We start from the raw sequence: 14,530 nt of genomic DNA on the forward strand, positions 1-14,530 counted from the left end.
TATTTTAAAATAGCTTGGGCTATATCTATATAGGGTTAACATTAACTTATTTCAAGGCGACTGTTAACCCTATTAGGAACAAGTGTTCAACTAGTCAGCAAGCGTGACCATTTCAACCTGATATCCTAGCGCTTTTAGTTGCGGTTCAACTGTGGTTTTATCTCCCACCACCAACATAACCATATCGTTGATATTAAGTAACTTACTGGCCAATTTATTTAGTTCATCCGTCGAAATACTGTTGACGATTTGGTCTTGCTCAGCCGTAAAATCTTGAGCTAACTGATAGCGTTGGATCATTCTTAAAAAGCCCGCTTTTTGATACGGTGTTTCGTATTCTAATGCTTGGCTTTGGGCAATTGAACTGCGCATAAAGGCACTTTCTTCGTCTGTCATACCTGAAGCTTGGTAAGCGTTAATTTCTTTGACAAACTCAGCCAAAGATAAGCCTGTGACATCACTTCTCACACTGGCATAAGCCATAAATTTACCGGTATCTTCACCACCACTAAATTGAGTGCGAGCACCATAGGTGTAACCTTTATCTTCACGTAAATTTAGATTAACTCGACTATTAAACGCATCACCTAATGGATAGTTCATCAAATAGGCTTTAAAGAAATCACCGGTAGCATCATAGGGTAACGACACCTGACCAATATTAATAACCGATTGAGCCGCACCCGGTTTATCAATCAAATAAATAATATTTTTAGGGTGGGTTGGCAATGCAGGTAATGCAGCAAAGTGCGTTGCCTCACCTTGCCACTGAGCAAACATCGACAACTTCGGCATGATCTGCTGCTGGCTTAAGTCTGATACCACCACTATCTGAGCATTACCGGCACGGTACTGCTGATGATAAAACTGCTTCACATCATCAAGAGTTAATGCTGATATGGTGTTAATCGTACCATCACTGCTTATGCCCAACGGACTATTTTCACCATACAGCAAAGCAGAAAAACCTGTGCTAGCGAGATAGTTAGCATCGGACAGCTGATGTTGTAAGCCTTGCAATTGTTGTTGCTTAACCCGTTCAAAATCAGCGGCAACAAAACCAGGACTAAACAAACGCTCTTTAACCAGTGCCAGCGTAGCATCAAGATTTTCGGTCAAACTCGATACCTTGATATAACTTTGTGAATCACTGGAACCAAAGCTAATGGATGACCCAAGCATATCAAGCGCGCCTGCTAAATCTTCACTGCTTCGCAGCTCGCTTGACTCATTAAGCATAGATGCAGTTAATTCTGCTAAACCGGCTTTGTTAGCTGGGTCTAATCGATGACCACCATCAAGATAAATAAGCAGTTCAACGGTTGGAGTTTCATCACTTTCAGTGCCCATCACTTCGATGCCATTGGCAAGCTTGCTGTCCCACAATTGCGGAACGGTTAACAAAGGTGCTGCAGCAGATGAAGGCATTTTATTGCGATTAAATGAAGACTTTGCAAAAGTGATGTCGGTTAATCCTGTGACCGCTTCTTGTGCAATAGGCATAGTGGTTGGTATAAAATTGTCTGCGTGAGCAATCAATTGCGTTTGCCCTTCAGGGACAATACTCATCACCACCATGGGTTTGTTTTTAATGTAAGTATTGAAAACGCGCATCACATCGGCTTTGGTGACGTTAGCATAACGAGCTAAATCAGATGCCACCATGTCAGGCTGACCAAAGAAGGTTTGGTTCGCAGCAAGGGTGGACACTTTACCGGCCACACTCTGCATACCAAAAATAGTATTGGCTTCGAACTGCACTTTCACTTTTTGTAAGTCATCGTCGGTTACGCCACGTTGTTCAAACTCATTGATAGTCTGATTAATTCGAGTTTCAAGATCGGCAAGACTGCCACCTTTAGCGGGATTGGCCACTGCATAAAGTGATAACTGACAAGCCAGCTCTTGGCATGGATGACTGACCGCAGCTTGCACTGCATAGCCATCTTTAACTAAATTCTTATAAATCAGTGATGTTTTACCGCCGCCAAGAATATTAGCCAGTAAATCGAGGGCTGCCTCGTCTTTGTGCTGCGCATAAACGGTTGGAAACCCGACGTAAATAAGCGGTAGGTGTACTTTATCTTCCATCGAGATATAGCGAGTTTTATCCAATGTGACCATGGTTTTCGCTTCAGGCTTGACGACTGGTCCCGCTGGAATTTCCCCAAAATATTTATTCACCCACGCCAATGTTTGCATTTCATCAATGTCACCACCAATGGTTAAGGTGGCATTGTTAGGTCCATACCAACGTTGGAAAAAATGTTTAACATCATCGACTGTGGCGCGATCTAAGTCGTCTGGCCAACCAATAACAGGCCATGAATAAGGATGGCTAGCGGGATAGAATGCTTGGTTAAAACGTTCATTCAAACGACCATAAGGGCGGTTATCGATGCGCTGTGCGCGCTCATTTTTAACGGTTTCACGTTGCACCTCAAATTTTTCGCTGGTGAGCGCTGGCAGTAAAAATCCCATACGATCCGACTCTAACCACAGCATTTTTTCTAACTGGTTACTCGGAACCGTTTCAAAGTAATTGGTTCTATCAGTATTAGTACTGCCGTTTAATGTTCCGCCCGCTTCGGTCACCACTTTAAAATGTTGTTCATCCTCAACGTGCTGTGAACCTTGAAACATCATGTGCTCAAATAAATGGGCAAAACCACTGCGCCCTGCTAGTTCTCGCGCCGATCCCACATGATAAGTCACATCGACATGAGCCAAAGGATCTGACTTATCTTGATGTAAAATAACCGTTAAACCATTGGCTAACTGATATTTTTTATAGGGAATACTCACTTGGTTTTCTTGCGGGGTCGCGATTTCGATTAAGGTGACACCTTGGGGTAAACTCGATGCTTGCTGAGCGTTGTATGCACAACCACTCAACGCTGCGCTGATGGCAGCAGCCAGTATCCATTTATTTACATTTAGTTTCAAAACTGATTCCTTCCTTTTATAACAAATATAACCATGACGGTTACACAGATAATGGCTATCAAAAATCGACCGAATACATCACCAGTAACACTATGAGGCTATAACGGATAAGCTTACCGACAAACATAAAAAATGATGCCGGCACAATAGGAATTTTAAGCCATCCAGCCAGTAAACATAATAAATCACCAATTATTGGTAACCAAGATAACAGTAACGCCCACGTACCATATTTTTCTATCCACGCAAGCGCATAACGATATTGTCGGCTTTGAATATCTTGAGGATTTTTGGCTAATCGCCCTGCTCGACCAAGACCATAACTGGTTATCGCCCCGAGTGTATTTCCGATACTAGCCAGTATCAATAATTCAAGCCATGAAGAGGGGGTTTGATTAAGTAAAGCTACCAGTAAGACTTCAGAGCCACCAGGCAGTAAGGTGGCGGCTAAAAACGCACCGCTGAACATTAACCATAAATTTGTCATCAATAGACCTTAATACGCATTAATAGTTTCATTATGTTCACTATTCAATTTATTTTTATTGAGCCTTTAATATGAATGTAAGCCCAACATATCTCGCTCAAGATCCGGTGCATCAATCTTAAAATGATATATCTCAGGCCAAGATATTGACCTAAACACCCTAGTGGTAAAACGATGAATTACGCAAAAAACGCAAGCTTTTCTGACTAAACTGACAAAATTAAAGTCGTTATCATGCAAATACGTTAATAGGGAGTGAAATACTTAAAGTTATAATAACAAATTTATTTATTCTTATAAGTTATAATAAAATAACGTTGTTTGTCATTGGATCACTTCATACAATACGATTAATATTTATTAACCTTAACGAATTTAATTGATCGTTATTAAGCGTTAACACCGGCTATTTTTTTAAAGACTAGCCAGTAATATCGCACGATGTCGCCAATAGAGGGGTTAACTTTTTAGTAATTCATAACTCATTAATAAACATAATGAGTCTCGCACAACGACCTTGTCTACTCAAATTGAGTAGCGCCATAATGACATAATTTGGAACTTTCATGATATTGCAAACCCTCAAACGCATCCCTTTTTGGCAGAAAGTCATTGCTGGCTTTGTTTTAGGCACACTCACAGGTGTCGGATTAGGCGAATCGGCGATAATGTTAAAACCGCTGGGTGATTTGTTTATTAGTGCCATTAAAATGCTGGTCGCGCCTTTAGTATTTTGTGCCATTGTGGTCAGCATTACCTCTCTAGGCTCGCAGGGTAATTTAAAGCGTTTAAGCTTTAAAACGTTAGCCATGTTTATGTTTACCGGCACAATTGCTTCATTTATTGGCTTAACGGTCGGCAGTCTGATCGATATGGGCGGCAATCTTGCTTTAGCCACAACAGAGGTGCGCGAGCGTGATATTCCAGGCTTCGCCCAAGTGTTGCTCAACATGATCCCAGTCAATCCGTTTGCATCATTAGCTGATGGCAATGTGTTGCAAATCATCGTATTTGCCGCGCTAGTTGGTATTGCCATTAATGCAGTCGGCGAAAAAGCCGCACCGTTAAAGAACGTTATTGAAGCTGGTGCTGAAGTGATGTTTCAATTAACCCGTATGGTGCTAAAACTGACACCAATTGGCGTATTTGGCCTAATGGCGTGGGTTGTAGGTGAGTATGGTTTGAGCACATTATTACCATTAGGTAAGTTTATTATGGCGATTTATATTGCCGCACTCATCCATATCATTTTTGTTTACGGCGGGTTAGTAAAGTTTGCTGCAGGGTTAAGTCCTGTACAATTTTTCCGTAAAGCCATGCCAGCGCAAATCGTAGCCTTCAGTACTGCATCAAGTTTCGGAACCTTACCTGCCAGTACCCGTTGTTCAGAGGCGATGGGCGTATCAAAACGATACAGTGCGTTTGTATTACCCTTGGGCGCAACAATGAACATGGACGGTTGTGGTGGTATTTACCCTGCGATTGCCGCCATTTTTATTGCACAAATTTACGGTATCCCGCTCGACATGACCGACTATATGTTAATTGCAGTCACGGCAACGGTTGCTTCTGTCGGTACCGCAGGTGTGCCAGGTAGCGCGATGGTGATGTTAACTGTGACATTAGGCGTAATAGGCTTACCACTTGAAGGTATCGCCTTTATTGCGGCTATTGACCGTATTATTGACATGATCCGCACGGCAACGAATGTCACTGGCGACATGATGACCGCGGTTGTTATTGGTAAGAGCGAAGGTCAGCTTGATGTTGAACAGTTTTACTCGGATGACAAGCCAATTGAACAAACAGCTTAATAACACCGAAAACAATATTGTATAAATGAATAAGCCAGCACTTTATTGTGCTGGCTTATTGCTATTAATTGCAAAGACAAATCTCTCTTCGTACGACTAAATACCACAGTAACCGCTTTAAAGACTAAAACAGCTAAGCAATATTAGACCATTTTAATCCCACCATCCCCATAATAATCAACAGTAAACAGACGAATCAAATCAACTGAGTGGACTCACTAGACAGCCTAAAGCCATTAAGATTTAGGCTGCATATCGATGAGTCTGCTTAAGCAGAAAATAGACGCTTTAGCCCAAAACAGCCAATAACACACCAGCAGCGACAGCACTGCCCAAAACACCGGCAACGTTAGGTCCCATCGCGTGCATCAGCAAGAAGTTTTGGTTGTTAGCCTCTAAACCAACTTTATTAACCACACGGGCAGCCATTGGCACGGCAGAAACCCCAGCGGCACCAATAAGTGGATTAATTTTTCCACCAGAAAGCTTACTCATTAATTTAGCCATCAATACACCAGAAGCGGTACCAATGCTGAATGCAACCGCCCCCAGGATTAAAATACCTAACGTTTCGATACGAAGAAATTGATCCGCAGATAACTTAGACCCAACGGCTAGACCTAAAAAGATCGTCACTATATTGATTAACTCGTTCTGAGCTGTCTTTGATAAACGATCAACCACGCCAGATTCGCGCATTAAATTACCCAAACAGAACATGCCGATTAAGGGCGTTGCCGCGGGTAAGAACAAAATGGTTAAACCAAGCACCATCAGTGGGAAAATAATTTTCTCTTTCTTACTGACCTCACGCAATTGCTCCATTTTGATTTCACGCTCGGCTTTGGTCGTGAGCAGTTTCATAATTGGCGGCTGAATAAGCGGCACGAGTGCCATATATGAATATGCAGCAACAGCAATTGCCCCTAACAATTCTGGCGCGAGTTTAGAGGCTAAGAAAATCGCCGTTGGACCGTCTGCACCACCAATAATCGCAATAGCTGCAGCATCTTGCATACTAAACTCAAACCCAGGCACCCAATTTAAGGCAATAGCACCGAGCAAGGTGGCAAAAATACCAAATTGTGCAGCCGCACCCAGTAGTAGCGTTTTAGGGTTAGCAATTAGTGCGCCGAAATCAGTTAATGCACCGACACCCATGAAGATGAGTAACGGGAACACCCCAGTCTCGATCCCAACATGATAAGCGTAAAATAATAAACCACCTTCATCAGTAAAGCCGGCATTAGGAATGTTGGCTAATATTGCCCCAAATCCAATGGGTAATAATAATAACGGTTCAAAACCTTTCATTATTGCTAAAAATAATAACAAACAACCAACAGCCATCATTAGCAGTTGGCCACCAGTAAAGTTAGCGATACCCGTTTCTGCCCAAAAGGCCAATAATCCTTCCATCTCGACCTCTTATGCTAATGATAACAATGCTGAACCTACGGTTACGCTGTCACCTTGTTTAACTACTAACTGAGTGACAACACCATCTTGTTGAGCGCGAATCTCAGTTTCCATTTTCATAGCTTCAAGGATGATGATCACTTCACCGCTTGTTACCGCCTGACCATTGCTCACTAGCACTTTAAAAATATTACCTGATAATGGCGCAGCCATAGTGCACTTAACTTCGCCTGCAGGGGGTGAGGCAATTTGAGTTGGCGTTGCAACTGCTGGCACGGCTGAAGCTGAAGCTGGCGCAATGTGACTTATTTCCCCTCCTTCGCTGACTTCGACGACAAAATGCTGACCTTCTACATTGACGCGATACGTTGCAGGGCCGTTATCGACTTTAACGTTAAGATCGTCGGCGCTTGGTATAGGTTCAAATGCATCCGGATTACCGCGATTTTTAAGAAATTGCAGACCAATTTGATTAAACAAGGCGTAAGTCATTACATCATCGTCAACGTCTGCAGCTAACGAGATACCTTGATCTGCAGATATTTCAGCTAACTCAGTACGTAGTTTGTCGAGTTCGGGTGCAATCAAATCTGCCGGCCGACAAGTAATAGGCTGCTCGCCTTTTAACACTCTAGCCTGAAGCTCAGCATTAACCGGCGCTGGCGTCGCACCGTATTCGCCTTTTAGCACGCCTTCGGTTTCTTTGGTCATGGACTTATAACGCTCGCCCATTAATACGTTAATCACCGATTGCGAACCAACAATTTGTGATGTTGGGGTGACTAATGGAAGAAATCCTAAGTCTTCACGCACCCGCGGGATCTCCTCAAGCACGGCATCCATTTTATCAGCAGCGCCCTGCTCTTTTAATTGATTTTCCATGTTGGTTAACATGCCACCAGGCACTTGAGCGCGTAAAATACGTGAGTCGATACCTTTTAATGCACCTTCGAAACGCACATACTTTTTACGCACCTCACGAAAGTAAGCGGCAATCTCTTCTAGCAATACCATATCGTAACCGGTTGCTCTGTCAGTATCTTCAACCATAGCCACTAAGGTTTCTGTGGCGCTGTGGCCGTAAGTCTGGCTCATTGAAGAGATAGCGGTATCGAGCACATCAACACCCGCTTCAATGGCTTTTTGATATGTAGCCGTGCTCAGGCCCGTTGTTGCATGACAATGCATCGACACCATTAGGTCGGTTTGCGATTTTAAACGGCTGATCAGATCGTAAGCTTGCATCGGTTTAAGTAAACCAGCCATGTCTTTAATGCATAATGAATCAGCGCCCATATCTTCTAAACGCTTTGCCATATCGACCCAAGTATCAACAGAATGAACTGGGCTAGTAGTGAAAGAAATTGTTCCTTGAGCATGACCGCCAACATTTTTAACCGCTTTAACCGCGGTTTCAAGATTACGCACGTCGTTCATCGCATCAAAAATACGAAATACATCGACACCATTGGCATGCGCTCGTTCGACAAAACGCGTAACAACATCATCGGCATAATGACGATAACCTAATAAATTTTGGCCTCGAAGCAACATTTGCTGCGGGGTATTAGGCATGGCTTTTTTGAGTTCACGAATGCGATCCCAAGGGTCTTCACCTAAATAGCGAATACAAGAGTCAAATGTGGCCCCTCCCCATGACTCAAGAGACCAAAAGCCTATTTTGTCTAACAGTGGTGCAATAGGTAACATATCGTCAATACGTAAACGTGTTGCGAGTATTGATTGGTGTGCGTCACGCAGGACAACATCGGTTAATGCTAACGGCTTGATCATAATGACTCCAAAATTATTTTGCGCGGTATTGATGTATCGCAGAAGTGATAGCGGCAACCAACTGAGGATCTATCCCAACGGTTTTTGCACAACCTGTCGTTGCTGGCCCAGTGACAGGCTCATCGATAGGTGCAGGAAAAAGCTTGGCAACAATGCCAATACCAATGATTAAAATACTCAAAAAAATAAATACTAAGCCCATGCCCATTACCATAATGCCAAGTGCATCAGATAACTGCTCTGATATCGATGTCATGTGTCCTCACTTTTTCTATTAAACATCAAACTATCGCGCTGGCTATTATGTATCGTGCGCTAATGTGCGATCGCGGTGCAATATCACAAACCTGCACCAAGACAGGAACACCGTTAACGATTACATAAAGCGCATCAACTATTCAATAAAGCATAAATATTCATATTGAACGCGTATTCAATGAAGTTGTATTTTCATGGTAAAACAGCAAACTGAGATTAAAACCCAAAAAACCGTCACAAAATATAAACAAATTAGCGCCACAATGCTATCTTTTTGTAAATTGGTCTTACCAAATTAGTGATATTAGATGAGGTTGGATCAATAAATCTCAATAAATACAGGCATAATTTATTAAATCATCAATAAATTTCGCTTAATAAGCTTTAAATTAGTAAAACCATGATAAGAACAACGATATGAGTCATATTTTATTGATTTAACAGCTTGATAAATGAATAACAAATCACGACTTGGGAGATAAGTGAATAAAGATGTAAATATCAGCTTTTGTTGATAAAGGGCTTAGGCGTGGATAAGAAAATAGTCTAAAAATGAACCATAAAAAAAGCCCTGCAATAATGCAGGGCTTTTTTATTATGGTGCGCGTGGGAGGAGTCGAACCTCCGACCGCCTGGTTCGTAGCCAGGTACTCTATCCAGCTGAGCTACACGCGCAAAATCTTTACAACATGCCATTCATCAGTATCGCTGTAGCTAGCATTAAACTGCTAACTATACTTAATGAATGGCGGAGAAGGAGGGATTCGAACCCTCGATGGGATTTAAAGCCCATACTCCCTTAGCAGGGGAGCGCCTTCGGCCACTCGGCCACCTCTCCGCAATATATGGTGCGCGTGGGAGGAGTCGAACCTCCGACCGCCTGGTTCGTAGCCAGGTACTCTATCCAGCTGAGCTACACGCGCATAAATTGGGTTTTAGTGAAACATGAATGGTGCGCGTGGGAGGAGTCGAACCTCCGACCGCCTGGTTCGTAGCCAGGTACTCTATCCAGCTGAGCTACACGCGCATTCATGTTTAACACTATAATAGATAATGGTGCGGATGGGAGGAGTCGAACCTCCGACCGCCTGGTTCGTAGCCAGGTACTCTATCCAGCTGAGCTACATCCGCATCGTATATCTATTGTAAGAAATGGCGGAGAAGGAGGGATTCGAACCCTCGATGGGATTTAAAGCCCATACTCCCTTAGCAGGGGAGCGCCTTCGGCCACTCGGCCACCTCTCCGTTTCTTGGCGCACATATTACTGTTTGATGAAAATAAGTCAAACCCTTTTTAGGAAACCTAACTTCATTTGGAGTGTTTTTAAGCACATTGGGGATAATAGACTCAAATAGTCACAAAAACAGTGTTCTTTTCAGTGAAAATTGATTTAAATAATCTTCCTTCATCTCATTATCTCGCTGTTAAGTCTGTTAGAAATTTAGCGATAAAAAACTTTTTTTACAAACGACATTATCAGCATATCAATTAACTAACTTAGACGAGGTTTTGAAGATTAAAATTTCGCCAGGCCATTTGTCATAATTAATGTGACCATAATGATTAACATGAACGGTTTAAGTATTTTTTATGTAGTTGATAATCTGAACGATAATTGACCACTTAATGCCAGCTCAACTAGGGCAAATCGTTTGAGATAGATTAATGCTGACTCAACACAATAAAACCAAGCGATTTCTAATGCTCATATTAGAGTGTCAGTAAGATACTTCAACAAGATCTTAATCAAAGCCATGGAGGCTGTTTTTAATATCACTCGCGTAGAGCTAATACTTCAACCTCGTCTGGAGGGTAAGCCAAGAGACAAAGCATTTTGCTTTGCAACATAGAATAGGCATCCTGCTATTGGATCACTACGATAACGGATTGGGCTCGTCGTTGAAGAAAGGGCAACTAACACGCCAGAGCGCTCCTGTATTTAGTCTTCGCCCGTGTATCGATGAATGTGCTATCTATTATCAATATAATCACTCTGCTGTGGTACACAGATGCGAGTAAGCCTTAACTTAAATAATATGCAGCGCTTTGACTAACCATACTGGATATAAACTTAACCGCCCTGTTTAACCGCCCTGTTTAACCGCCAGAAATATCTCACATGCAGAAAACAAAAAAGTCAGCAAATGCTGACTTTTTTGATATCGATCAAATATGCTCGAACTTAGTAATTACCACCTTCAGAAGGGGTACCTGACTTCTCAGACTGAATACGTTGATAGATCTCTTCACGATGAACAGAGACTTCTTTAGGTGCATTGACACCGATACGTACCTGGTTACCTTTAACACCTAACACAGTAACTGTGACTTCGTCACCGATCATTAATGTTTCGCCTACACGACGAGTCAAAATTAGCATTCGACTGCTCCTTTAAGTTCAATCTGCATAACACGCTTTATCCGTAATATGCGCTCATTATAAGGTCTGCTTTACATAAAATCATAGTATCAATTTCTGAATACGTCGGTTTATAAAGCATATTCTCTTAAGAAATCATAAAACTTGATGATTTTCATCTTTTGAAACGAGGTTAACCGTCAATTAATCACATTCACGATACGACTCGCTGGTTAAACAATCCAATACGGCAAACCAATAACAAAAACGCTAGCAATGGAAAACAAATACCAAATCAGAGTACTACACTTGAGCACAAAAAAAAGCATTGTCTGATACTGGTAATCCTTTTAAACGCTTTTACTGTTAGCAAGTTAGTTCACTATGCCAAATCTACTGATAGCACTCAAGTCATAAAGCTGCATATAGTAGACTTTATGACTCAATTGCCGATAAATCGTTAATTTACAGATTTAATTAGCTTAAACGTTCGTTTACCCAAGGTGCAACCAAGGCTAATGCAGCGGCTAAATTCTCAGGCTGAGTACCACCCGCTTGAGCCATATCTGGGCGTCCGCCGCCCTTACCGCCAACCTGCTGTGCGACCATTGCCACTAACTCACCCGCTTTAACTTTTTTAGTTAAATCATTGCTGACACCAGCAATTAAGTTAACTTTACCGTCTTTAGACGTACCTAAGACAATAATCGCAGATTTAAGCTTTTGTTTCAGCTCATCTTGTAAACCACGAAGTGAACCAGGATCAATGCCATCAAGCTGCTTAACTAACAACTTAACCCCATTGATGTCGACTGCATCACCCGCCATATCGGCACTGGCTGCTGCAGCTAACTTATCTTTTAACTGCGACAAATCTTTTTCTAATTGCTTCACTTTATCTAACTGGGCTTTTAACTTAGCCACAACTGAAGCACTGTCTGATTTAAGTAATTGCGCGGCTTCATCTAATACTGCTTGTTGATCGGCAATATAAGCCATTGCTGCGATACCTGTGACAGCCTCAATACGACGCACACCGGCAGCAATACCGCCCTCAGAAGTGATTTTAAATAACCCAATATCACCAGTACGGCCAACATGAGTACCACCACATAGCTCGATAGAGAAATCCCCCATAGTCACCACGCGGACTTGGTCATCGTATTTCTCACCAAATAATGCCATGGCGCCTTTTTCTTTGGCTTCGTCAATGGCCATTTCAGTGGTGCAAAGTTCATGGTTACGGCGAATTTGAGTATTGACTAGATCTTCAACCGCTTTTAACTCTGAAGCTGTAACCGCTTCAAAATGAGCAAAGTCAAAACGTAAGCGCTCAGGGTTAACTAATGAGCCCTTCTGAGACACATGCGAGCCTAACACTTGACGTAATGCAGCATGCAGTAAGTGAGTGACGGAATGATTTAACTGAGTACGATGACGTAAATTTTTATCCACTTGCGCAATTAACTGCTTACCAATAACTAATTTGCCTTGGCTTAATTGACCTTCATGACCAATAGCAGGGCCAAACTTTTGCGTGTCGTTAACAATAAACAGTAAACCTTCAGCTGTCAGTTGACCTTTATCGCCCACCTGTCCACCTGACTCTGCATAGAATGGCGTATTATCTAGCACAACCACGGCATCTTGACCGGCAACCACAGTATCAACCGCTTTACCGTCAACATATAAACCAATCACATTAGGCTGACCAGTTAACTCGGTATAACCACTGAATGCGGTTTCTGCATCAATAATTAATTGGCTATTATAATCTGCGCCAAAGTTACCTGCGGCTTGTGCGCGACTTCTTTGCTCCGCCATTGCGACTTCAAAGCCTGCTTCATCAACATTAATATCACGTTCACGACAAACATCAGCGGTTAAATCAACTGGAAAACCATAAGTGTCATACAGTTTAAATACCGTTTCACCATCTAAAGTATTACCTTGTAGCGTATTTAGCGCACCATCCAAAATCACTAAGCCACGCTCAAGTGTACGAGCAAACTGCTCTTCTTCTGCTTTTAAGGCTTTTTCAACAATGGCTTGTGTTTGTTTTAAACCATTAGCTGCATCACCCATAACGCTAATGAGTGTTGGGACTAACTTATAGAAAAATGCATCGGTAGCACCAAGCTTATTACCGTGACGAACTGCGCGACGAATAATACGACGCAATACATAACCACGGCCTTCGTTTGATGGCATAACACCATCGGCAATTAAAAATGCACAAGAACGTATATGATCAGCAATAACCCGTAATGATTTATTTTCTAAATCAGATACACCAATAATTTCAGCCGTTTTTGCGATGAGTTGTTTAAAGATATCGATTTCGTAGTTTGAATGCACACCTTGCATAATTGCTGCAATACGCTCAATGCCCATACCTGTATCAACCGAAGGTTTAGGCAATGGCAACATTTCACCGTCGGCTTGACGGTTATATTGCATAAATACAATATTCCAGATTTCAATAAAGCGATCGCCGTCTTCTTCAGGCGTACCAGGACGACCACCCCAGATATGATCGCCATGATCATAGAAAATTTCGCTACATGGGCCACAAGGTCCGGTATCACCCATCTGCCAGAAGTTATCAGACGCAAACGCGCCACCTTTATTATCACCAATACGGATCATATTTTCAGGTGCAACACCAATTTTTTGCGTCCAAAGCTCATAGGCTTCGTCATCTGTTTCATAAATGGTGACACATAAGCGATCTTTTGGCAGCTTGAGGGTTTCAGTTAAAAAGGTCCACGCAAAACGAATCGCATCTTCTTTAAAATAATCGCCAAAACTGAAATTACCCAACATTTCAAAAAAAGTGTGGTGACGAGCGGTATAACCCACATTGTCTAAATCGTTATGTTTACCACCAGCACGAACGCAACGTTGTGATGTTGTTGCTCGGCTATAGTTGCGCTTATCCATACCGAGGAACACATCTTTAAACTGATTCATACCCGCATTGGTAAATAACAGTGTTGGGTCGTTAGTGGGAACGAGCGAGCTGCTATCAACAACCTGATGTCCGTTATCTTCAAAGTACTTTAAAAATGCACTTCTTAACTCTGCTGTAGTCTGAAACATGAAATGGCCCTGAATAGAGAAAATACAAAAGTAACGAGCTTGATATGCAAGCTAGTAAATGTAGGCATTATATACTGAATTTGCCGAAAGAAGCGAGTTGAGTCAGTTGATTATAATCTCGACAAAATCGATAGAATAACGATCTACCGGCCCGATAACGACGGAGATAGCGAACTCAATCCACTGATTATTTAAACGGAATATGCATTTCTATCTTGTCGATAAATAAGCTCGTTGATCATGACTAGGACATAATTTTATTAATCAATCTGATAAGCAACCAAATCAAACGCATAAGAAACCAAGATAGTTAACATTTTGGCGAGTCTGGTAATCAGCACAATCGTGAT

Annotated in this window: 8 protein-coding genes and 6 tRNA genes; 1 reads left to right on the forward strand and 13 read right to left on the reverse strand. The window is 42.1% G+C overall.

All coding sequences use genetic code 11. The features are described from left to right. Positions 1 to 90 precede the first annotated feature (90 nt). Both H5164_RS03695 and H5164_RS03700 read right to left on the reverse strand, forming a co-directional pair. Entirely contained in the window at positions 91 to 2,946 is a 2,856-nt protein-coding gene (locus tag H5164_RS03695; RefSeq protein WP_182754846.1) for a pitrilysin family protein, read from the reverse strand. A gap of 58 nt (positions 2,947 to 3,004) precedes the next feature. Beyond that, a complete protein-coding gene (locus tag H5164_RS03700) occupies positions 3,005 to 3,433 on the reverse strand; it encodes a YqaA family protein (RefSeq protein WP_182697908.1) in 429 nt (142 codons plus the stop codon). A gap of 566 nt (positions 3,434 to 3,999) precedes the next feature. Between H5164_RS03700 and H5164_RS03705 the strand changes: the two genes are divergently transcribed. Then, on the forward strand, positions 4,000 to 5,247 hold the full coding sequence (locus H5164_RS03705) for a dicarboxylate/amino acid:cation symporter (protein ID WP_182697907.1): 1,248 nt from the start codon (positions 4,000 to 4,002) through the stop codon (positions 5,245 to 5,247). A gap of 288 nt (positions 5,248 to 5,535) precedes the next feature. Here H5164_RS03705 and H5164_RS03710 read toward each other — a convergent pair whose 3' ends face one another. The 11 genes from H5164_RS03710 to alaS form a co-directional block, all read right to left on the reverse strand. Then, entirely contained in the window at positions 5,536 to 6,666 is a 1,131-nt protein-coding gene (locus H5164_RS03710; protein ID WP_124017570.1) for a sodium ion-translocating decarboxylase subunit beta, read from the reverse strand. Positions 6,667 to 6,675: 9 nt separating this feature from the next. After that, entirely contained in the window at positions 6,676 to 8,460 is a 1,785-nt protein-coding gene (oadA, locus tag H5164_RS03715; protein WP_182754848.1) for a sodium-extruding oxaloacetate decarboxylase subunit alpha, read from the reverse strand. Positions 8,461 to 8,473: 13 nt separating this feature from the next. Further along, on the reverse strand, positions 8,474 to 8,716 hold the full coding sequence (locus H5164_RS03720) for an OadG family transporter subunit (RefSeq protein WP_182754850.1): 243 nt from the start codon (positions 8,714 to 8,716) through the stop codon (positions 8,474 to 8,476). Between the two features lie 600 nt (positions 8,717 to 9,316). Continuing rightward, positions 9,317 to 9,393: transfer RNA gene (locus H5164_RS03725), tRNA-Arg, on the reverse strand. Between the two features lie 71 nt (positions 9,394 to 9,464). Beyond that, positions 9,465 to 9,556 (reverse strand) — tRNA-Ser (locus tag H5164_RS03730). Between the two features lie 8 nt (positions 9,557 to 9,564). Beyond that, positions 9,565 to 9,641 (reverse strand) — tRNA-Arg (locus H5164_RS03735). A 27-nt stretch (positions 9,642 to 9,668) separates the two neighbouring features. Further along, positions 9,669 to 9,745: transfer RNA gene (locus H5164_RS03740), tRNA-Arg, on the reverse strand. Between the two features lie 27 nt (positions 9,746 to 9,772). After that, a tRNA-Arg gene (locus H5164_RS03745) sits at positions 9,773 to 9,849 on the reverse strand. A 22-nt stretch (positions 9,850 to 9,871) separates the two neighbouring features. Next, positions 9,872 to 9,963 (reverse strand) — tRNA-Ser (locus H5164_RS03750). A 938-nt stretch (positions 9,964 to 10,901) separates the two neighbouring features. Then, positions 10,902 to 11,099, reverse strand: coding sequence for a carbon storage regulator CsrA (csrA, locus tag H5164_RS03755; RefSeq protein WP_011636538.1), 198 nt, complete (start codon positions 11,097 to 11,099; stop codon positions 10,902 to 10,904). Between the two features lie 456 nt (positions 11,100 to 11,555). Beyond that, the gene (gene alaS / locus H5164_RS03760) at positions 11,556 to 14,180 is read right to left on the reverse strand and encodes an alanine--tRNA ligase (protein WP_182754852.1); all 2,625 of its coding nucleotides are present in this window, start codon (positions 14,178 to 14,180) and stop codon (positions 11,556 to 11,558) included. Positions 14,181 to 14,530: the final 350 nt, after the last annotated feature.

Origin of the sequence: Shewanella sp. SG41-3 (genome assembly GCF_014164545.1) — a bacterium.
Lineage (GTDB): Bacteria > Pseudomonadota > Gammaproteobacteria > Enterobacterales > Shewanellaceae > Shewanella > Shewanella vesiculosa.